The sequence below is a fragment of the Corynebacterium vitaeruminis genome (assembly GCF_001054325.1).
Lineage (GTDB): Bacteria > Actinomycetota > Actinomycetes > Mycobacteriales > Mycobacteriaceae > Corynebacterium > Corynebacterium vitaeruminis_A.
Genome location: NZ_JVVM01000020.1, coordinates 309,024 through 326,611, shown reverse-complemented (window position 1 = coordinate 326,611; position 17,588 = coordinate 309,024). Strand labels below are relative to the sequence as shown.

Annotated in this window: 18 protein-coding genes and 1 tRNA gene; 8 read left to right on the top strand and 11 right to left on the bottom strand. The window is 59.2% G+C overall.

The window, feature by feature from the left end; translation table 11 throughout:
* Positions 1–49 precede the first annotated feature (49 nt).
* Positions 50–125: transfer RNA gene (locus ADA16_RS05730), tRNA-Arg, on the bottom strand.
* Between the two features lie 274 nt (positions 126–399).
* Between ADA16_RS05730 and ADA16_RS05725 the strand changes: the two genes are divergently transcribed.
* Positions 400–681: a hypothetical protein gene (locus tag ADA16_RS05725; protein ID WP_048759987.1), complete on the top strand. Its 282-nt coding sequence runs from the start codon at positions 400–402 to the stop codon at positions 679–681.
* Positions 632–1,480 (top strand): precorrin-6A synthase (deacetylating), encoded by an 849-nt coding sequence (gene cobF, locus ADA16_RS05720; protein ID WP_048759943.1) that lies wholly within the window; start codon positions 632–634, stop codon positions 1,478–1,480. Before ADA16_RS05725 ends, cobF begins: the two co-directional genes overlap by 50 nt.
* A 30-nt stretch (positions 1,481–1,510) precedes the next feature.
* Here cobF and ADA16_RS05715 read toward each other — a convergent pair whose 3' ends face one another.
* The 3 genes from ADA16_RS05715 to ADA16_RS05705 all read right to left on the bottom strand — a co-directional run bounded on the left by ADA16_RS05715 (position 1,511) and on the right by ADA16_RS05705 (position 5,117).
* Positions 1,511–1,912, bottom strand: coding sequence for a hypothetical protein (locus ADA16_RS05715; protein WP_048759941.1), 402 nt, complete (start codon positions 1,910–1,912; stop codon positions 1,511–1,513).
* A 113-nt stretch (positions 1,913–2,025) separates the two neighbouring features.
* Positions 2,026–3,813 (bottom strand): acetyl/propionyl/methylcrotonyl-CoA carboxylase subunit alpha, encoded by a 1,788-nt coding sequence (locus tag ADA16_RS05710; RefSeq protein WP_048759939.1) that lies wholly within the window; start codon positions 3,811–3,813, stop codon positions 2,026–2,028.
* 419 nt (positions 3,814–4,232) lie between these two features.
* Positions 4,233–5,117, bottom strand: coding sequence for a sulfurtransferase (locus ADA16_RS05705; protein ID WP_048759937.1), 885 nt, complete (start codon positions 5,115–5,117; stop codon positions 4,233–4,235).
* Between the two features lie 366 nt (positions 5,118–5,483).
* Between ADA16_RS05705 and ADA16_RS05700 the strand changes: the two genes are divergently transcribed.
* The gene (locus ADA16_RS05700; protein WP_048759935.1) at positions 5,484–6,542 is read left to right on the top strand and encodes a Cj0069 family protein; all 1,059 of its coding nucleotides are present in this window, start codon (positions 5,484–5,486) and stop codon (positions 6,540–6,542) included.
* Between the two features lie 65 nt (positions 6,543–6,607).
* Here ADA16_RS05700 and ADA16_RS05695 read toward each other — a convergent pair whose 3' ends face one another.
* Entirely contained in the window at positions 6,608–7,210 is a 603-nt protein-coding gene (locus tag ADA16_RS05695; protein ID WP_048759933.1) for a Maf family protein, read from the bottom strand.
* 42 nt (positions 7,211–7,252) lie between these two features.
* Between ADA16_RS05695 and ADA16_RS05690 the strand changes: the two genes are divergently transcribed.
* On the top strand, positions 7,253–7,459 hold the full coding sequence (locus tag ADA16_RS05690) for a hypothetical protein (protein WP_152680732.1): 207 nt from the start codon (positions 7,253–7,255) through the stop codon (positions 7,457–7,459).
* A gap of 18 nt (positions 7,460–7,477) precedes the next feature.
* On the opposite strand, the gene ADA16_RS05685 is transcribed toward ADA16_RS05690, so the two are convergent.
* The 5 genes from ADA16_RS05685 to ADA16_RS05665 all read right to left on the bottom strand — a co-directional run bounded on the left by ADA16_RS05685 (position 7,478) and on the right by ADA16_RS05665 (position 12,257).
* Entirely contained in the window at positions 7,478–8,263 is a 786-nt protein-coding gene (locus tag ADA16_RS05685) for an ABC transporter ATP-binding protein (RefSeq protein WP_048759929.1), read from the bottom strand.
* Positions 8,260–9,261 (bottom strand): FecCD family ABC transporter permease, encoded by a 1,002-nt coding sequence (locus tag ADA16_RS05680; protein ID WP_239659356.1) that lies wholly within the window; start codon positions 9,259–9,261, stop codon positions 8,260–8,262. Before ADA16_RS05680 ends, ADA16_RS05685 begins: the two co-directional genes overlap by 4 nt.
* 78 nt (positions 9,262–9,339) lie before the next feature.
* Positions 9,340–10,245: an ABC transporter substrate-binding protein gene (locus tag ADA16_RS05675; protein WP_053084297.1), complete on the bottom strand. Its 906-nt coding sequence runs from the start codon at positions 10,243–10,245 to the stop codon at positions 9,340–9,342.
* Between the two features lie 126 nt (positions 10,246–10,371).
* Positions 10,372–10,632, bottom strand: a complete 261-nt coding sequence (locus ADA16_RS05670) for an acyl-CoA carboxylase epsilon subunit (protein WP_048759926.1) — start codon at positions 10,630–10,632, stop codon at positions 10,372–10,374.
* Positions 10,629–12,257 (bottom strand): acyl-CoA carboxylase subunit beta, encoded by a 1,629-nt coding sequence (locus tag ADA16_RS05665; protein WP_048759924.1) that lies wholly within the window; start codon positions 12,255–12,257, stop codon positions 10,629–10,631. Before ADA16_RS05665 ends, ADA16_RS05670 begins: the two co-directional genes overlap by 4 nt.
* A 359-nt stretch (positions 12,258–12,616) precedes the next feature.
* Here ADA16_RS05665 and ADA16_RS05660 point away from each other — a divergent pair, with 359 nt between their 5' ends.
* The 4 genes from ADA16_RS05660 to purE all read left to right on the top strand — a co-directional run bounded on the left by ADA16_RS05660 (position 12,617) and on the right by purE (position 15,900).
* Positions 12,617–13,474 (top strand): biotin--[acetyl-CoA-carboxylase] ligase, encoded by an 858-nt coding sequence (locus ADA16_RS05660; RefSeq protein WP_048759923.1) that lies wholly within the window; start codon positions 12,617–12,619, stop codon positions 13,472–13,474.
* Positions 13,475–13,480: 6 nt separating this feature from the next.
* Positions 13,481–13,942: a PH domain-containing protein gene (locus tag ADA16_RS05655; protein ID WP_048759921.1), complete on the top strand. Its 462-nt coding sequence runs from the start codon at positions 13,481–13,483 to the stop codon at positions 13,940–13,942.
* Between the two features lie 30 nt (positions 13,943–13,972).
* Positions 13,973–15,262, top strand: a complete 1,290-nt coding sequence (locus ADA16_RS05650; RefSeq protein WP_082150662.1) for a 5-(carboxyamino)imidazole ribonucleotide synthase — start codon at positions 13,973–13,975, stop codon at positions 15,260–15,262.
* A 161-nt stretch (positions 15,263–15,423) separates the two neighbouring features.
* A complete protein-coding gene (gene purE / locus ADA16_RS05645; protein ID WP_040361729.1) occupies positions 15,424–15,900 on the top strand; it encodes a 5-(carboxyamino)imidazole ribonucleotide mutase in 477 nt (158 codons plus the stop codon).
* Between the two features lie 25 nt (positions 15,901–15,925).
* Here purE and ADA16_RS05640 read toward each other — a convergent pair whose 3' ends face one another.
* Complete coding sequence (locus tag ADA16_RS05640; RefSeq protein ID WP_048759919.1) at positions 15,926–17,536, bottom strand: FMN-binding glutamate synthase family protein; 1,611 nt, start codon at positions 17,534–17,536, stop codon at positions 15,926–15,928.
* Positions 17,537–17,588 lie beyond the last annotated feature (52 nt).

The following is a 17,588-nucleotide window of genomic DNA, read 5'->3' as shown; positions in this document are numbered from 1 at the left end:
ATAAAGGAAGCCTCGAGACATAACCGGAACGATGTCTCGAGACTTCACATGGTGCCCCAGGTAGGAATCGAACCTACGACACCGGCTTTAGGAGAGCCGTGCTCTATCCACTGAGCTACTAGGGCAGTCATCTTCCGGGAAAAGCAGCCGCAAAACCTGTCTACGGCTGCCGGAAAATTACCTCATAACCTTAACGCATCTGCGAGCTCTATTAGCAATTGGGTCCTCCGCTAAGCAGGCAAACATGCAGGAAGCCCGCTATTACCCCCATGTGTTTTTGTGCTCGGCGGTGTCGTTCAGAATCTGGCTAACATGGTTTATAACGAGCGACTTTCTTGCGCTTGCGGTCGCAACAGCGCTACTTATTTTCCGGTCGCTGTTTTGGAGGAGGATGACAATATGATTAAGCCAACTTTCACCGATGTCAACGGTGTCAAGATTAAGTGCTCCATGACCACGGACTCGGACAAGCCACACCTTCTGGTTTCGCGCATGGAAGATGATGGTTCTTTGACTCCGATTCTGGAGATGAATGTGTACGACTCCAAGTACATGGCCAACGCCTGCGAGATTTACCTGAAGCAGGCCGCTTCGTCTAACCTTCAGGGCTCGATGGCTGGTCTGTCACCGGATGAGATGGCTGAACAGTTCGGTTACGAGGGGGATCCGACCAATCACTAGTCACAACGACGCCGCCCGCACCCAGGTGGAGAGCCCTGTATACAGCGGGTATGTCGATGTAGACGTCATCGGAATCGGCGCCGGTAGCCCGAGCCATATTACGCTCGAGGCTATCGGCGCTCTTGCCGATGTCGACGTTGTTTTTGCTCTCGACAAGGGCGACGCCAAAGGGGATTTGCTGGCCGCGCGACAGGCAATCGTCGATAAGCATGCGCCGCATGTCGAACTCGTCGCAGTTCCCGACCCGCCGCGTGACCGCACGCCCGACAACTACGGCGCGGTCGTCCGTGACTGGCACCAGCGCCGTGCAGAACTGCTTGCCGACGCCTTCGTTGCCCACCTCGGACGAGAGGGAAAGCGCCGTGGTGCGTTCCTAGTCTGGGGTGACCCCTCCTTGTATGACTCAACGTTGCGAATCTTGCAGCGGATCCGTGATTTCGGCTTGGACGTGCGCTCGCGAGTTATCCCCAGCGTGACGGCGATTTCCGCTCTGACTGCAGCGCATGGAGAATGCCTGAACCAGATCGGCAAGCCGGTACTGATTACCACTGGTCGGCGCCTGGGGGAGCGCGCACCTGGTACGGATGCGGTGGTAATGCTCGATGGTGGTGCAGCGTGGCTAGAACATGCTGACCCAGAAGAAGAGATTCTCTGGGGTGCATTCCTGGGGACGGAGCTGGAGACGCTTCGCCGTGGTCGTGTTGGTGATGTCGGCGAAGAGATTGCGGAGCTGAAAAAGAAGCTACGCGCGGAGCACGGTTGGATTATGGATATCTATCTGTTGCGTTCCGGTGCGTAGTGTTGAGCGTTTACAGCCGTGGTTGCTCGGTTAGCTGGCTTTCTTGCCTAAAAAGCCCTCTGCCCACCGGTAGAGGGCTTTTTCGGCGGCTTCGACGCCGTCGGCGACGGTTACCTTGGTGAGGACCTGATCGTCGTTAGGCAACACGCGTGCGGGGTCGCCGACGGGGCGGACACTGATGCTGACGTGGTCGGCATCGATGACCGCGACGGTTGCCAGTGCGAGCATCTCGACGTTCGTCTGCTCGGCAACCGCAAAGCGGTAGGCGGTGTCATTCTCCCACTCGGCGGTGGAGCCTCGGAGGAACTCGGCGACGGAGTCTGGGGTGAGTTCTTCGAGGAGTTGGGTTGCGACTGGTGCGTCATCGACGCGGGAGTCGTGGCGCAGAGGGCGACAGTAGAAGCGGCCGGCATTTACTTCCATGGGTTCCATACCGTCCACTTTAGACATTCTGAACGGTGTTTAAGAGCGCCGGGGGAGGGGAATGGCAAAGGCGGAGCCAGTTGCGAATCTCTTCGCAACCAGCCCCGCCTTGAGCTTTAGAACTACTTCAGCTCCATGAGGACATCGCCCTTGCCGACGCCCGATCCGGCCTCGGTAGCAAGGCCGGTGACAACGCCGTCCTTGTGAGCCTTGACTGGGTTTTCCATCTTCATGGCCTCAAGGACAACCACGGTGTCACCCTCGGAGACTTCCTGGCCCTCTTCGACGTTGACCTTGATGACGGTGCCCTGCATCGGAGCAACCACAGCGTCACCGGAAGCAGCCTTCTTGGAGCCGCCAGCGCGCTTCTTCTTGCTCTTCTTCTTGGCACCACCGTTGCCGCCCCCCAGAGCCAGGTCGCCCGGCAGCGCTACCTCGACGCGGCGACCATCAATCTCGACGACAACCTTCTGAGCCGGGACGGTGTCAGTGTCAGCGTCGGAGTCGCCGTCGTACGGAGCGATCGGGTTATCCCACTCCTCCTCAATCCACTTGGTGTAGACGTCAAACTTCTCGCCATCGCCGACGAAGGCTGGGTTTTCAACAATGTGGCGGTGGAACGGAATGACCGTTGCCAGACCTTCAACCTGGTACTCGGACAGAGCTCGAGCGGAGCGGCGCAAAGCCTCTTCACGGTTCTCGCCCCAGACGATCAGCTTGGCCAGCATGGAGTCGAACTGGCCACCAATGACGTCGCCCTCCTTGATGCCGGTGTCCATGCGGACGCCCGGGCCGGACGGCTCGACGTACTTGGTGATGGTGCCCGGAGCCGGCATGAAGTTGGTGCCGGCGTCCTCGCCGTTGATGCGGAACTCGAAAGCGTGGCCGTGCATCTCCGGGTCTTCCTTGATGGACAGTTCCTTGCCCTCAGCGATGCGGAACTGCTCGCGGACCAGGTCCATGCCGGTGACCTCTTCGGTGACCGGGTGCTCCACCTGCAGGCGGGTGTTGACCTCGAGGAAGTTGATCAGGCCGTCAGCGCCGACCAGGTATTCAACGGTGCCGGCGCCGTAGTAGCCAGCCTCACGGCAGATGTCCTTAGCGGACTGGCGTAGACGTTCATCCTGCTCCGGGGTCAGGAACGGAGCAGGTGCTTCCTCGACGAGCTTCTGGAAACGACGCTGTAGAGAGCAGTCACGGGTGGAGGCGACAACGACGTTGCCGTGCTTATCAGCGAGAACCTGGCACTCGACGTGGCGTGCCTTGTCCAGGTAGCGCTCTACGAAGCACTCACCGCGACCGAAGGCGGCAACGGCCTCGCGAGTAGCGGACTCGTAGAGGTCAGCGACCTCTTCCATCTCGTGTGCGACCTTCATGCCGCGGCCACCGCCACCGAAAGCAGCCTTAATGGCGATTGGCAGACCGTGCTCCTTAGCGAACGCGACGACCTCGTCTGCATCCTTAACCGGTTCCTTGGTGCCTGGAGCCATCGGAGCGTCAGCCTTCAACGCAATGTGACGAGCGGTGACCTTGTCGCCCAGGGCGCGGATGGACTCTGGCGACGGGCCGATCCAGATCAGGCCAGCGTTCTCAACAGCCTCAGCAAAGTCGCCGTTCTCCGACAGGAAGCCGTAGCCCGGGTGGATGGCATTAGCGCCGGACTTCTTTGCGGCATCCAGAATCTTATCGAAGACTAGGTAAGACTCAGCGGAAGTGGTGCCACCGAGAGCAAAAGCCTCATCCGCCATAGTCACGAATGGAGCGTCCGCATCTGGCTCAGCGTAAACGGCGACGGAAGGAATGCCTGCGTCCTTCGCAGCGCGAATAACGCGAACGGCAATCTCGCCACGGTTGGCGACGAGAACCTTCGTGATTTTTTCAGTGGTCTGCTCGGACACGAAATCCTCCATTTTTCGTGGGCACCCCGAGAATTGGCCCTCGGGGCAAGGTTGCGACAGTCATTTGTAGGAATCACAAGCAACACTGCAGTTAACTGAGTGGGGAACCGCAATGCGGTTAACCACGCGGTAGCTAACAGCGTGTGACCCAATGTCTCCATTGTGTCACAGGTGCAGTAGTCAACCCCTTTTAGCTCGCTACGTAAGGGGGTAGAGATTGTTGGCTTGAGCAGTGTTCAAGTGAGTATGGGGGCGTCTGAAGTGGCTATTTTTCGCACAAAAATCTAGGTTTGTGACTAAAATTACTGCCCAAGAGTGCAACCATAGCCCCCTTACTTGGGGGTGGTAGGGGGAAGCTAAACCTCCGAAGTAGCGCCAATTGCTGGTGCCGGGTAAACGGTGAGGAAGTATCCACCGGTTACGTCAATCGCCTACAGGCTTCCAGGCTCCGAACCGCGAGCAATGGGCATGCCAATCATATTGCCCCACTCAACCCATGAGCCGTCGTAATTGCGAACATCCTCGTGGCCGAGCAGGTGGTGCAAAACAAACCAGGTGTGCGCGGAGCGTTCGCCGATGCGGCAGTAGACGATCGCCTTATCTTCGAGTTGAACAGGTGCGTAAATCTGCTCGAGTTCCTCGCGGTCGCGGAAACGCGAGTTGGGGTGAACGGACTGGTTCCACGGAATGTTTACCGCGGTCGGAATGTGGCCACCGCGCAGAACGCCTTCCTGTGGGTAGTCGACCATATGAGTTCGCACACCGGCATATTCCTCCGGAGTTCGTACGTCGATAAGCGGAGCCTTGCCAATGAGCTCACGCGTATCGCTGAAGTATGCGCGCAGCGTCTTGTCGTCGCGCTCGACCACGGGGTAATTGGTGCGTGGGTAGTTTGGAACCTCGAAGCTGGTGTCTCGTTCCTCGGTCATCCAGGCATCACGGCCACCGTTGAGAAGGCGCACGTCGGGATGCCCAAAAAGTTCGAAGACCCAGAGCGTGTAGGCGGCCCACCAGTTGGACTTGTCGCCGTAAATCACGACGGTGTCATCGCGCGAAATGCCCTTCTCGCGCATGAGCTCGGTGAAACCTTCGGCGTCGATATAGTCGCGGCGCACGGGGTCGTTGAGGTCGTGATGCCAGTCGATGCGAACCGCACCCGGAATATGTCCAATGTCGTAGAGCAGTGAGTCCTCGTCGGATTCGACAACGCGCAGACCGGGAGAGCCCAGTCGGGCAGCAAGCCAGGAGCTGGAGACGAGGCGCTCGGGGTGGGCGTACTGCTGGAACTGGGGGTGCGGATCGTGCGGAACAGCCATCGGATACTCCCTTGGCGCAAGTTGGGGCGAGTGGGACTTTCTGACGTTTTATCGTCAATTGCATATATAGTTTACGGGTCGTGGGACGAACGGCGGAACAGTCCCCGGTATGCGCCCTTTTCGACGGCAACAATTGCGGTCGTGACTCTCGCTGGGATGCCCCTCACAGTTGGGGGTAAAAGGAGTGATTTCAGCGCGCTAAGAGGCTACAAGGTGCCCTAAAATTTAGCTGAGAGTTAGCGCAAAAACTGTGCTGATTCGTATTACTGGAAATGGGCTGGAGCAGGCGACCTGCCTGGGTATTCGTTGTGTTTCTGAGACGATTGAGTGCCGGATTGCCCATGTATTTTCTTAAAAGGAGTGCCTGTGCACAAGAACATCGTTGTATTCGAGATCGAGGGCGGCTCGGACAAGTACTTCGACGGACACCGCAAGGACACCATGCCAATCGTCAACGCCATCCGCGAAGCCGGTTGGTCCGCAGAGGTCGTTTACTACCGACCGGAGTGGAAAGACGACCTGTACAAGTACGTCTCCGAGAACTTCGACGGCTACATCTCCCGTGTTAATCCGGGCAACATCCCGGGTGGTGAGAAGGGCTACTTCGAGCTTCTGACCAGTCTCTCGGTCGCTGGCTTGGTTGGCATGTCCACCCCGGGCGAGATGATGGCCTACGGTGCAAAGGACGCACTGGTTAAGCTCAAGGACACCGACCTGGTTCCATCCGATACCGCTGCTTACTACGACGTAGAGGCATTCCACAGCACCTTCCCGACTTCTCTGTCCTACGGCGAGCGCGTCCTCAAGCAGAACCGTGGCTCCACCGGTTCCGGTATCTGGCGTGTCCGTATCGCTGACGAAGAGGTTGCTAAGAGCGTTGTTCCGGGCACCCCGCTGCCACTGGATACCAAGCTGAAGTGCACCGAGGCCGTGGACAACCACACCGAGACTCGTGAACTCGGCGAGTTCATGGACTTCTGCGACCAGTACATCATCGGCGACAATGGCATGCTCGTGGACATGCGCTTCATGCCACGCATCACCGAAGGCGAAATTCGCATTCTGCTCGTCGGCCCGCACCCGGTCTTCGTGGTTCACAAGAAGCCGGCCGAGGGTGGCGATGCTTTCTCGGCAACCCTGTTCTCTGGCGCGAAGTACACCTACAACAAGCCGGAAGAGTGGCAGGACCTCATCGATATGTTTGCCGAGGCTCGCCCGGTCATTGCTGAGAACCTCGGCGGCGACAATATCCCGCTGATCTGGACAGCTGATTTCATGCTGGCAGACGGCGAGGACGGCGAGGACACTTACGTTCTCGGCGAGATCAACTGTTCCTGTGTTGGCTTCACCTCCGAGCTGGACATGGGTATCCAGGAGCTCGTTGCTCAGGAGGCCATCAAGCGCGTTGAGGCTGCTAACAAGTAGTCTCCACAGCTTAGAAAGCCGCACCAATTTGGTGCGGTTTTTGCTTTACGACGTCCTTGCGATGCCTACCTATTCCAGAACTGGGAGACCGAATAGCCGTAGCGATACAGAGCTCGGCGCACGACAGGTAGCGACAGTCCGATCACACTGGATGAGTCGCCATTGATGCCATCGACAAACCAGCCGCCTAGAGCCTCCAAGGTAAACGCGCCAGCGCACTTCAGTGGCTCGCCCGTCGCAGCGTAGGCACGGATGTCCTCTTCTGGGACTTCAGCGAAGTCGAGGGAAGTAATCGCTACCTCAAGGTGCTCGCCCTTTGGTGTCACGACACAGTGACCAGTAATCAGCTCAGCCGTCTGGCCACTCTGTTGGTGCCAACGCTCAATGGTCTTTTCTTCCGTGTGCGGCTTGCCCTGCAGCTGTCCATCGAGAAGCAGCATTGAATCCCCGCCAATGACAATGTCATTGGGGTGGGCCGGAGAGACAGCGTGTGCCTTGGCCTGTGCGAGTTCCTCGACGATGCGTACCGGCGATGCGTCCGGAAGGGCAGCGACCACGGCATCCTCGTCGACGTTGGGCGCTACTGTGATGGGCTCGATGCCAGCTGAGCGCAGAATGTGCAGTCGCGAGGGTGAGGTAGAGGCCAGGACGATTCGGGGGCTGCTCATAGTTAGTGATTTTAGTGAGGGCGGAATCGTAAAGCCTAATTTTTGCGGCAAACATGCGTGGCTGGCGGGGCGCTAGCGGAATCGTGGGGACTCATTGCTGGCGCTGTGGTAGGTGCTGTCGTTGGTCTGGCTTTTGCCTTTTTCCTGTTCAAGATGGTGTGGCCAGCAGCTCGTAACCGCGACCAGCGCCGACTGGACCGGGAGCTCGATGATGAGTTTGACGGAGATGCTGCAGGCGGCCAGGTTTAGAGCTGGCCAGTACTAGGTTCAATTACGGCCTTGCAATGGCCGCTGCCACGATGGGCGCTGTGGAATCACAGCCGGAGCGCCCAATTCTTCTACCTGCACGGATGCCCCGTATACTTCCGCGATTGTGGCTTCTGTCAAAACCTCACCAGGGGTGCCAGAGCACACCAATCGGCCGGCGGACAGCAGTGCAATACGGTCGCTATACTGGCCCGCCAAAGTCAGGTCGTGTACGGCTGCAATAACGGTTAACCCAGATTCGTGGCGGATATCATCGACCAATTCCATCACCTGTTGTGCCATGCCGATATCCAGGGCGGAAGTGGGTTCATCGAGAAGCAGGACCTCAGGTTCCTGTGCCAGGGCGCGTGCTAGCACTACTCGTTGGAGTTCGCCGCCCGAGACGTCGTTAAGCGTGCGCTGCGCATAAGCGACCAGGTTCAGACGAGACATCACGGCGTCGACAACCCCGCCGTCGCGACCGCGATACGGAGTACGACCGAGAGCGATGTATTCGCGGATTCGTAGCCCCTCCGGGATGATTGGGCGCTGTGGCATGAGTGCGATTTTCTGAGCGAGCTTGCGGCGTGGAGTATTTCGTGGGCGAATACCTGCGATTTCGATATCGCCGCGACAGCGGTTGAGTCCGGCGATGCAGCGCAGCAGGGTGGATTTGCCGCAACCGTTCGGGCCAATAAGGCTTAGCCACTCGCCCTGGTGGACCGACAGTGAAATGTCTCGCAGCGCTGGAGCGTCGGCACCGGGGTAGCGGAATTCGACGTGCTGGCAGTTTAGAAAAAGCGTCATGAGCGTCCCCTCGACTTGCCATACCGGCGCAGTAAAAAGAGGAAAAACGGTCCACCAATTGCAGCCGTAACTACGCCCACCGGAACCTCCGCGGGTGCCAGTACAGTTCGGCCGATGATGTCCGCGAGCTGTAGGAACATCGCGCCGACAAGAACGACTAGGGGCAGCAACAGCCGGTGCCCGGGGCCGACGAGAAGCCGCAAAGTGTGTGGCACGATGATTCCCACAAACCCAATCAGTCCGGACACGCTCACCGCAGCGGCGGTAATCAGAGTAGCAGCGCAGACCATCACCACGCGCACAAGCTCCACATTCAGCCCGAGCGACGCTGCTTCGGAATCCCCGACGCTCAACACATCAAGGCTTCGTGACGACGCGACGATGACGCACACGCCCAGTGCAATCGGTAGCGCCACAGTGAGTACGGATTTCCATGTCGCGGTACCGAGTTGACCGAGCATCCAGCCGTAGACCTGTCGGAGGGACTCTTCGTTGCGCTGCAGTAGAAACTGCTGCATTGCATTGGCGAAGGCAGCTACCGCCACACCTGCCAAGATGACAGTAACTGGAGAGGAACGGTCACCCAGCGACGTGCCCGCTATGTAAGTGACCGCTACTGCGAGAACGCCTCCGAGGAAGCCGATTAGCGGGATTGCAGCGGCAGCCACGCCGAAGAGGATTGCAACCGTCACGGCGAGGGAGGCGCCGGAAGAGATGCCGAGAAGATATGGGTCCGCCAGCGGATTGCGGAACACCGCCTGGTAAGCCGCACCTGCTGTGGCCAGCGCCGCGCCGACTAGTGCAGCCATCACTACGCGGGGAAGTCGCACATTAAAGAGGATTGCCGACTCTCGAGCAGTCAGCGCAGCCTCATCCCCGCCGATGAGGCCACCAGAGAGCGCGTGAAAGACACCCGCTATCGGCAGGGGCGCGGCACCGATGAACACGCCCAGCACAAGTGTTGCCGCTAAGGCAATTGCGGTAAGGGCAATAGGCACGGTGCCTTTGGGAATGAATGACAACAATTCCTCGCTACTGTCTCGCTACTGTGTCGATAACGTGTCGCTAGAGTCTCGCTACTGAGCCGGTACCGGCACCTGCTGGTACGCCTTCAATGTCTCGGCAATGTCCTGAATAAGCTGTGGAAGCCGCGGACCCCAACGGCTGGCTAGATTTGGATCTAGTGGAATGATTTGCTTGTTCTTTACCGCAGCGATCTCGTTCCAACCAGGTCGGGAGGCAACGTCTTCCTCGGTCACGCCGCCGGCATCACCATGGTCGGCTAGGAAAATGAAATCCGGGTTTGCCTGAATAATTGCCTCGTTTGTCAGCTGCGGGTAATCATCACCCGGCCCAGCGACGGATTTCAGGCCGAACATCGAGTACGCCTGGCCAATAAAAGTGGTGTCGCCAGCGCTGTAGAGCGTCGGATCTGCTTCGTGGTAATAAGTCAACTCCGCATCCCGAATCTCCGGGTCAACACTGTCGACAGTGGCCTCAATCTCGTTCTTCATGCGGCCAACAAGCTTCTGCGCATTATCTGCATGGCCGGTACGCTCACCAATCTGCTCAATCTGGTCGTATGCCTGCGCAAAAGTTGTGGCAGCGGGAAGGAGTAGCAACTCAATGTCGACAGCATCCAGTGCCGCGCCCAAGCCATTGGCATCGTCGCTGGCAATCACCAAATCCGGATCTTCTGCAATCACAGCTTCTGGGTTGGGGTTAAAGCCACTGAAGTCACGGCGTGGAGCGTTTTCCGGGACGTCGGAAAGCGAGTCGACAGCAACAACCTGGTCGCCCGCACCAATCTCATAGAGCGTCTCGGTAGAAGTGGGGGATAGAGAGACGATTCGCTTAGCAACGTTTCCCGAACCCCCAGCCGATTTATCCGAGGGGGTATCGGTCGCGTCGTTGGCGGGAGCACAGCCGACGAGGAATAACATCAGCGCGCACAGCCCAGCGGAAAGTGACTTAATGTTCATGGCCTCAAATTTTAGTGGCAATGAATAAAAGCGCCACCACCGGAAAAAGTGAGGTGATGGCGCTTTCGCGCTAGCGAATCGACGCAGCTAGCTTGCGGCAATGACTACCCGAAAGCCGCAGCAGTGCTAGTAGAAATGGACGTTGCGGAACGTGCCCGGCACGTACTGGTGTGGCTGGTGGAAACCCTCCTCCAGCCGACCCCAATCGTTGCGAGGGCCGCGATCCTCTGGGGCACCGCCGGCTGCTGCCATGCCTGCAAACAGAAGCGCGAGGGTAGCAGTTTCAGCGTCAGACGGGTTTCCTTTGAGTACGGACATGAACGGTGCGGCTGGAGCCGCAGCGGCGTCCTTGTCCTCGGTTGCGGGGGTGTTCGTGGAATCGGTCACAGCGGAATGTTCCCATGCTTCTTGGCGGGTACGTTGACTACCTTGCGATCCAGCAGGCGCAGGCCCTCAATAATCTGACCGCGGGTCTCGCTTGGCGGGATAACGGCGTCGATGAAGCCACGCTCAGCAGCCATGTACGGGTTGACCAGGGTTGCTTCGTACTCTGCCTCGTACTCCTTCTGCAGTGCGACAACATCCTTGCCCTCAGCTGCAGCAGCCTTGAGCTCCTTGCGGTAGATGAAGCCGACAGCGCCGGAAGCACCCATGACCGCAATCTGAGCGGTCGGCCATGCCAGGTTGATGTCAGCGCCCATGTCCTTGGAGCCCATCACGCAGTAAGCTCCGCCGTATGCCTTACGGGTGATGACGGTGATCTTCGGGACGGTGGCCTCAGCGTATGCGTACAGCAGCTTGGCGCCACGGCGGATAATACCGTCGAACTCCTGGTTGGTGCCCGGCAGGAAGCCCGGAACGTCAACCAGCATGATGATTGGGATGTTGAAGGCGTCACAGGTGCGGACGAAGCGGGCAGCCTTCTCGGATGCCTTGATGTCGAGGCAGCCAGCGAACTGAATCGGCTGGTTGGCAACGAAGCCGACCGAGCGGCCTTCCATGCGGCCGAAGCCGATGACTACGTTCTGTGCGTAGTCCTCCTGAATCTCCAGGAAGTCCTCGTCGTCGACCAGGCGGGTGATGACGTCCTTGATGTCGTACGGCTGGTTCGGGGAGTCCGGAATCAACGTGTCGAGCTCAAGGTCAGTCTCCGTGATGTTGTCAGCGATGGAGCCCTCGAACGGCTCGGCCTCCATACGAGGAGCCTCAGCACGGTTGTTGGACGGCAGGTAGCTGACCAGTTCCTGAACGAAGGCCAAGGCGTCTTCATCATCAGCAGCGGTGTAGTGCGAAGTGCCGGAGGTGCTCATGTGAGTACCTGCGCCACCCAGCTCTTCCTGCGTGACCTCTTCGCCGGTGACGGTCTTAATAACGTCCGGGCCGGTGATGAACATCTTGGAAGTGCCATCGACCATGACAATGAAGTCGGTCAGAGCCGGGGAGTAGACGTGGCCACCAGCACAGGCGCCCATAATCAGCGAAATCTGTGGGATAACGCCCGATGCCTGGGTGTTGCGGAAGAAAATCTGGGAGTACAGGCCGAGGGAAACAACGCCCTCCTGGATACGGGCACCTGCACCCTCGTTGATGCCGATGATTGGAACACCGGTCTTGATTGCCAAATCCATAATCTTGACAATCTTTTCACCGTAGACCTCACCGAGCGCGCCACCGAAGATGGCGCCGTCCTGCGAGAAGACACAGACCTGGCGGCCATCGATGGTGCCGTAACCGGTCACGACACCATCGGTGACAGGGCGCTTGGCGTCGAGACCGAAGTTCTTGGAACGGTGACGTGCGAGAGCGTCAACCTCCACGAACGAGCCCTCGTCCAAGAGGAACTCAATGCGCTCACGAGCGGTCATCTTGCCCTTGTCGTGGACGCGGTCAATGCCGGCCTGGCCCATTGGGGCCTGGGTTTCCGCGAGACGGGCACGCAGATCGGCCAGTTTTCCAGCAGTAGTGGTTAAATCCGGTGTTTCACCGGTTGATGTATTTGCGGCAGTCGTCATACCAACTAGTTTACGTTTCGAAAACGGGGGGAGGTAGTTGGGGGCAATCGCTGTTAACAAGGAACGGGGGCAAAACTTTGTTTGACGACGTTAAAACTATGGTCTTGCAGCGAAATGTCGCTGAGCTTGCTTGCAGGCCACGGTACTTTCCGGGCTGTTTGTAGGCGCAGATTTTTTCTTACTCCTATCCATATCTTGGAGGGGGAGTGGGCGGTAATGGGTAACCCCCATTCGGTGGCATAGAGCGCTAGCCGTTTGGGTTCCCCGAGACTCCCTGCGACCTACCGTTGAGTGGCAAGCCGAGTGGCAAGGAGCCGTGACATCTTGGTCAATCCGGCTATGGCGCTAGACTGCTGTGCATGACCGACCCCCGAATTGTCGCTTCCCGTAAGCCTCTTGATGCCGAGCGTGTGCGCGCAGCCGCGCCGGGCTGGAATTCCATTGAGGTTGTCGAAACCACTGGTTCGACCAATGCTGACCTCCGGAAGCAGGCGGCACCGGGGCAGGCAGCAGATCTCAGTGCGCTCATTGCCTCGGAACAAACCGCAGGGCGCGGTCGTCTGAGTCGTAGTTGGACGGCTCCGAAGGGAGCGTCGATCGCACTCAGTGCGCTGCTGCGCCCGGATGGGCTCGCTCCGGAGCAACTGGGTCTGTTGCCGTTAGTCGCGGGCCTCGCAGTCGTCGATACTGTTGTGGACGTCGCGGGGCTAGCCCCTGAGCGCGTTGCCCTGAAGTGGCCGAATGATGTCCTGGTTGACGGTCGCAAGCTCTGCGGAATCCTGGTTGAGGCCGCGTCGCTGGTGCCACCAGCGCTCATTCCAGGAATCGGCATCAATGTTTCTCTGCAGGAAGACGAGTTGCCTGTGCCACACGCCATTTCGCTATACCTGGCGGGAGCGGAAAACCTCGATCGCGATGATATTTCCGCTGGTGTGCTGCGGGCGCTGAGGCGTCGTCAAGCGCAGTGGCGAAAGGGCGATGTTGAGCTGCTGCGGGACTACGAGGCGGTGTGCGCGACCATCGGCTCGAACGTGCGCGTGGAGTTGCCAGGCGATCGCGTGCTGGTGGGCAAGGCGGTTGGCGTGCGTGCCGACGGTGAATTGATTGTCACCGACGAAGCTGGCACAAGCCACTTCGTTGCGGCCGGTGACGTGTTCCATGTGCGTGCCACTGACGGCGGCTATGCGTCCTCACATACGGATTCGGAGCGGAGGTAGCACTGTATGGCCTTTCCCGATGATGAGTTGGACTCGCGCGAGGTAATTCTGCTGGACACCAATCCGACTTTTGGTCGGCTGGTGTGGCCGCTCTTGGAGCTCATGGTAATTACCGGTGTCTGCTGGTTGCTGATTGGTTTTATCGACGGCCCTGCAATTGCCCCGGGCGATATGCAAGGTGTGCGTCAACTGCTGCTTTTCGTGTGGCTGGGGCTAATTCTCTGGCGCGTTGTTCGCCCGGTACTGAGCTGGCTGGGGGAGCGGTTTGTGCTGACCGATAGGCGTATTATTCTGCGCCGCGGCATCTTACGCCCGCAGGTGGTTTCGATTGATCTGCGTTCGGTGCGCGCGGTCAATCGTAAGAACGGCGTGCTGTATCTGCAGACACGCAGTTTCGGCCCGCCGCTGGCTGTGGAAGATATTCCCAGCTCTCGTAAGGTGGCGAAGTTGGTCTCCCGGTTGACTTAGATTTTTGGGTCATAACCTACAATCAGGGGTGTGATTGCTTCGGATACCCCTGAAAACTCCACTAATTCCACTTCTGATTCCGCTGCAGCGCTAACTGCTGCGCAGCATCCCGCGCATGCTGATGGCGTGCCGGTTGTGGCGGTGATTGGTGACGGTCAGCTGGCTCGCATGATGCAGACTGAGGCCATCGAGCTGGGACAGTCCATCCGCTTGCTCGCCGGTTCTCCGGATGCCTCCGCTGCGCAGGTGTGCGCGGATGTTATCATCGGCGACTACCACGTCTGGGAAGACGTTGAACGTGCTGTCGCCGGCGCGCAGGCCGTGACTTTCGACCATGAGCACGTTCCCACCGAATTCCTCAACAAGCTGACCGAGATGGGGTATTCGGTTCAACCTCAGCCGTCGGCGCTGCTGTACGCGCAGGACAAGCTGCTGATGCGCCAGCGTCTGGAGGAACTGGGCGCTCCGGTTCCGGCCTACGCCGCTATCGAGTCCGCCGAGGACGCCGAGGCTTTCTTCGACCGCGTAGACGGCGCCGTCTGTCTGAAGGCCCGCCGCGGTGGCTACGACGGTCACGGCGTGTGGTTCCCGAAGGACCGCGAGGATCTGCGGACGCTTGTCGACGAACTGTTGGGCAAGGACGTGCCACTGATGGCCGAGCGGAAGGTCGCGCTGGTTCGCGAGCTGTCGGCCATGTGCGCGCGCACGCCGTCGGGTGAGGTCAAGGCCTGGCCCGTCCTCGAGTCCGTGCAGCGTGACGGCATCTGTGTCGAGGCGATTTGCCCGGCGCCGGGGCTTTCCGACGAGCTTGCGAGCGCGGCCGAAAAGCTCAGTGTGACCATCGCTTCCGAACTGGGCGTGACCGGTGCACTGGCAGTCGAGCTGTTCGAGACCACTGATGCCGAGGGCAACCCGGAGATCTTTGTCAACGAGTTGGCTATGCGCCCGCACAACACTGGTCACTGGTCGCAGGACGGCTGTGAAACCAGCCAGTTTGAGCAGCACCTGCGTGCAGTTGCCGATATGCCGCTGGGCTCCACGCGACCGACTGCGCCGGTGACGGTGATGGTCAATACGCTTGGTGGCAAAGAGGCCTCGGACGTGCCGATTGCACAGCGCTTTGCTGAGGTATGGCGCCGTTTCCCATCGGCGAAGATTCACTGGTACGGCAAGGATTGGCGTCCGGGACGTAAGCTGGGCCACGTCAACCTGTGCGGTTACGACGCAAGCTCGGAGGGCATTGCGGAGACTCGTCGAATTGCCAACCTCGCTGCTGGCTACATCGTCGACGGCGTGTGGGCAGACGGCTACACTTCATAAAAGCTAGCGCTGTGTACAAGCTGGAGCTGTATAAAAAGCTGTTTAAGAACCAGCGCTGTTAAGAATTAGATTGCTATCGCAAGGAGACAACATTGGCTGAAGCAAACCAGGCGGCAAGCCCGAAGCTGGCCAACGCAACCGGTCCGCTGGTCGGTCTGATTATGGGCTCGGATTCGGATTGGCCGACCATGGAACCAGCAGCGGAAGTGCTGGCTGAGTTCGGAATTCCGTTTGAGGTAGGCGTGGTCTCTGCGCACCGCACTCCGGAACGCATGATAGATTACGCAAAGTCCGCCGCTGACAAGGGCTTGCGCTGCATCATTGCTGGCGCCGGTGGTGCTGCGCACCTGCCGGGCATGGTTGCGTCTGCCACTCCATTGCCGGTTATCGGAGTGCCACGCGCGCTGGAGAACCTGGAGGGCATCGACTCCCTGCTGTCGATCGTTCAGATGCCAGGCGGCGTTCCGGTGGCAACTGTCGGTGTGGGAGGCGCTAAGAACGCTGGCCTGCTGGCTGTGCGTATTCTCTCGGCTGGTTACCCAGAGCTTATTGTGGCAATGGAGAACTACCAGGCCAACATGCGTGATGAGGTCCTGGTAAAGGATGAGCGTCTGCGCAAGAAGTTGATGGGCGAGTAGGGCGCCCAGCGCCCCCCCCTTCGAACTACCCGCGCATATGAACCGCGGGGTAGTGGAACGTGTCCGGGTCGGCGGTCTCCCAGGCCTCAGCCCAATTGTGGAAGCGAGTGCCGCTGAGCAGCTCGCCCGGCTGCAGCCAGTTGTAAAGCTCCGCGTAGGACTCACCGACTTGTTCGCTGGTACGGCGCAGCAGGTGGGACGGGCCCAGCTCGGAGAAGCTACTCAGGCCCATCGATGCCAGCAGGCCAGCTGCTTCCTTGACCGTGGCGTTGTGGTAGTTGGCCACACGCTGCCCCTTGTCGTCGACATCCAGGGCCTTCCACAGGCTCGGGTCCTGGGTAGCTACGCCCACCGGGCAGGTGTTGGTGTGGCACAGCTGAGACTGGATACAACCTGTGGCCATCATCATGCCGCGGGCCGAATTCACAAAGTCAGCGCCGATACACATGCGCTTAACAATGTCGAAGCCAGTAATGACCTTGCCGGACGCACCGAGCTTGATGCGATCGCGCAGACCGGCACCGACGAGCGCGTTGTGGACCAAAATCAGGCCGTCGGTTAGCGGCAGGCCAACACGGTCGGAGTATTCCAGCGGTGCAGCGCCGGTGCCGCCTTCAGCGCCGTCGACGATGATGAAGTCCGGTGTGATGTTTTCCTCCAGCATGGCCTTGCACACAGCGAGGAATTCGAGCTGGGAGCCGACGCACAGCTTGAAACCGACTGGCTTGCCTCCGTTGAGCTCACGCATGGTGCCCATAAACCGGACAAGTTCACGCGGGGTGGAGTAGACGTGGTGGTACGGCGGGCTCATCACGCCCTTGCCAACTGGTACGTGGCGGGTAGCCGCAATCTCCTCATTGACCTTGTGGCCCGGCAGCATGCCGCCAAGACCCGGCTTGGCACCCTGACTAACCTTCAGATACGTTGCCTTGACCTGTGGAATCTTAGCCTTCTCGCGGAAGAGCTCCGGATCGAAGTCGCCATCCTCGGTACGCGCACCGAAGTAGCCGGAACCCAGCTGCCAGTAAATGTCCGCACCGTACTTCAAGTGGTACGGGCTGATAGCGCCCTCGCCGGTGTCCTGAACAAAGTTGCCCAGCTTCGCGCCCTTATTCATTGCCATGACGGCATTCGGGGACAGAGAACCGAAACTCATGGCCGAGATATTGAAGATAGACGCAGAGTACGGCTGAGTGCAGTCGGGGCCACCGATATCCACGCGCGGGTCTTCGATGATGTGCGGGTTCGGAGCCATAGAGTGGCGCACGTACTCGTAGCCGGGGGCATTAATCTTGCGCTCAGTACCGAAGGACTTCTTAGAGGACAACCCCTTAGCGCGCTCGTAGACCACGGTACGGGTATCGCGGTCGAACGGTGCGCCGTCGAAGTTGCGCTCGATGAAGTACTGCTGCATCTCAGGGCGAATGGTCTCACCCATGTAGCGCAGATGGCCGATGACCGGGAAGTTCCGCAGGATAGAGTGCTTCTTTTGAATCATGTCGTAGATAGCCACAACATCCAGGAAGAGGATGAAGGCCATCAGAATCCACCACCACGGGCTCAGATCCCACACAGCCAGTGCGCCCAAGATATTGATGAGGGCGAGAATCGCGAGAATATATGGTCGGGTAATCACAGCTTCCAGGTTATCGCGCCGACCGAGACCACTTCTCCCCGGAGGGAACGCG

Excerpts from the sequence above, each read along its gene's own strand:
- ADA16_RS05725 (WP_048759987.1), top strand. The coding sequence starts at position 400 with ATGATTAAGCCAACTTTCACCGATGTCAACGGTGTCAAGATTAAGTGC.
- cobF (WP_048759943.1), top strand. The coding sequence starts at position 632 with ATGAGATGGCTGAACAGTTCGGTTACGAGGGGGATCCGACCAATCACT.
- ADA16_RS05715 (WP_048759941.1), bottom strand. The coding sequence starts at position 1,912 with ATGGAACCCATGGAAGTAAATGCCGGCCGCTTCTACTGTCGCCCTCTG.
- ADA16_RS05710 (WP_048759939.1), bottom strand. The coding sequence starts at position 3,813 with ATGGAGGATTTCGTGTCCGAGCAGACCACTGAAAAAATCACGAAGGTT.
- ADA16_RS05705 (WP_048759937.1), bottom strand. The coding sequence starts at position 5,117 with ATGGCTGTTCCGCACGATCCGCACCCCCAGTTCCAGCAGTACGCCCAC.
- ADA16_RS05695 (WP_048759933.1), bottom strand. The coding sequence starts at position 7,210 with ATGAGCAGCCCCCGAATCGTCCTGGCCTCTACCTCACCCTCGCGACTG.
- ADA16_RS05685 (WP_048759929.1), bottom strand. The coding sequence starts at position 8,263 with ATGACGCTTTTTCTAAACTGCCAGCACGTCGAATTCCGCTACCCCGGT.
- ADA16_RS05675 (WP_053084297.1), bottom strand. The coding sequence starts at position 10,245 with ATGAACATTAAGTCACTTTCCGCTGGGCTGTGCGCGCTGATGTTATTC.
- ADA16_RS05665 (WP_048759924.1), bottom strand. The coding sequence starts at position 12,257 with ATGACGACTGCCGCAAATACATCAACCGGTGAAACACCGGATTTAACC.
- ADA16_RS05660 (WP_048759923.1), top strand. The coding sequence starts at position 12,617 with ATGACCGACCCCCGAATTGTCGCTTCCCGTAAGCCTCTTGATGCCGAG.
- ADA16_RS05655 (WP_048759921.1), top strand. The coding sequence starts at position 13,481 with ATGGCCTTTCCCGATGATGAGTTGGACTCGCGCGAGGTAATTCTGCTG.
- purE (WP_040361729.1), top strand. The coding sequence starts at position 15,424 with ATGGGCTCGGATTCGGATTGGCCGACCATGGAACCAGCAGCGGAAGTG.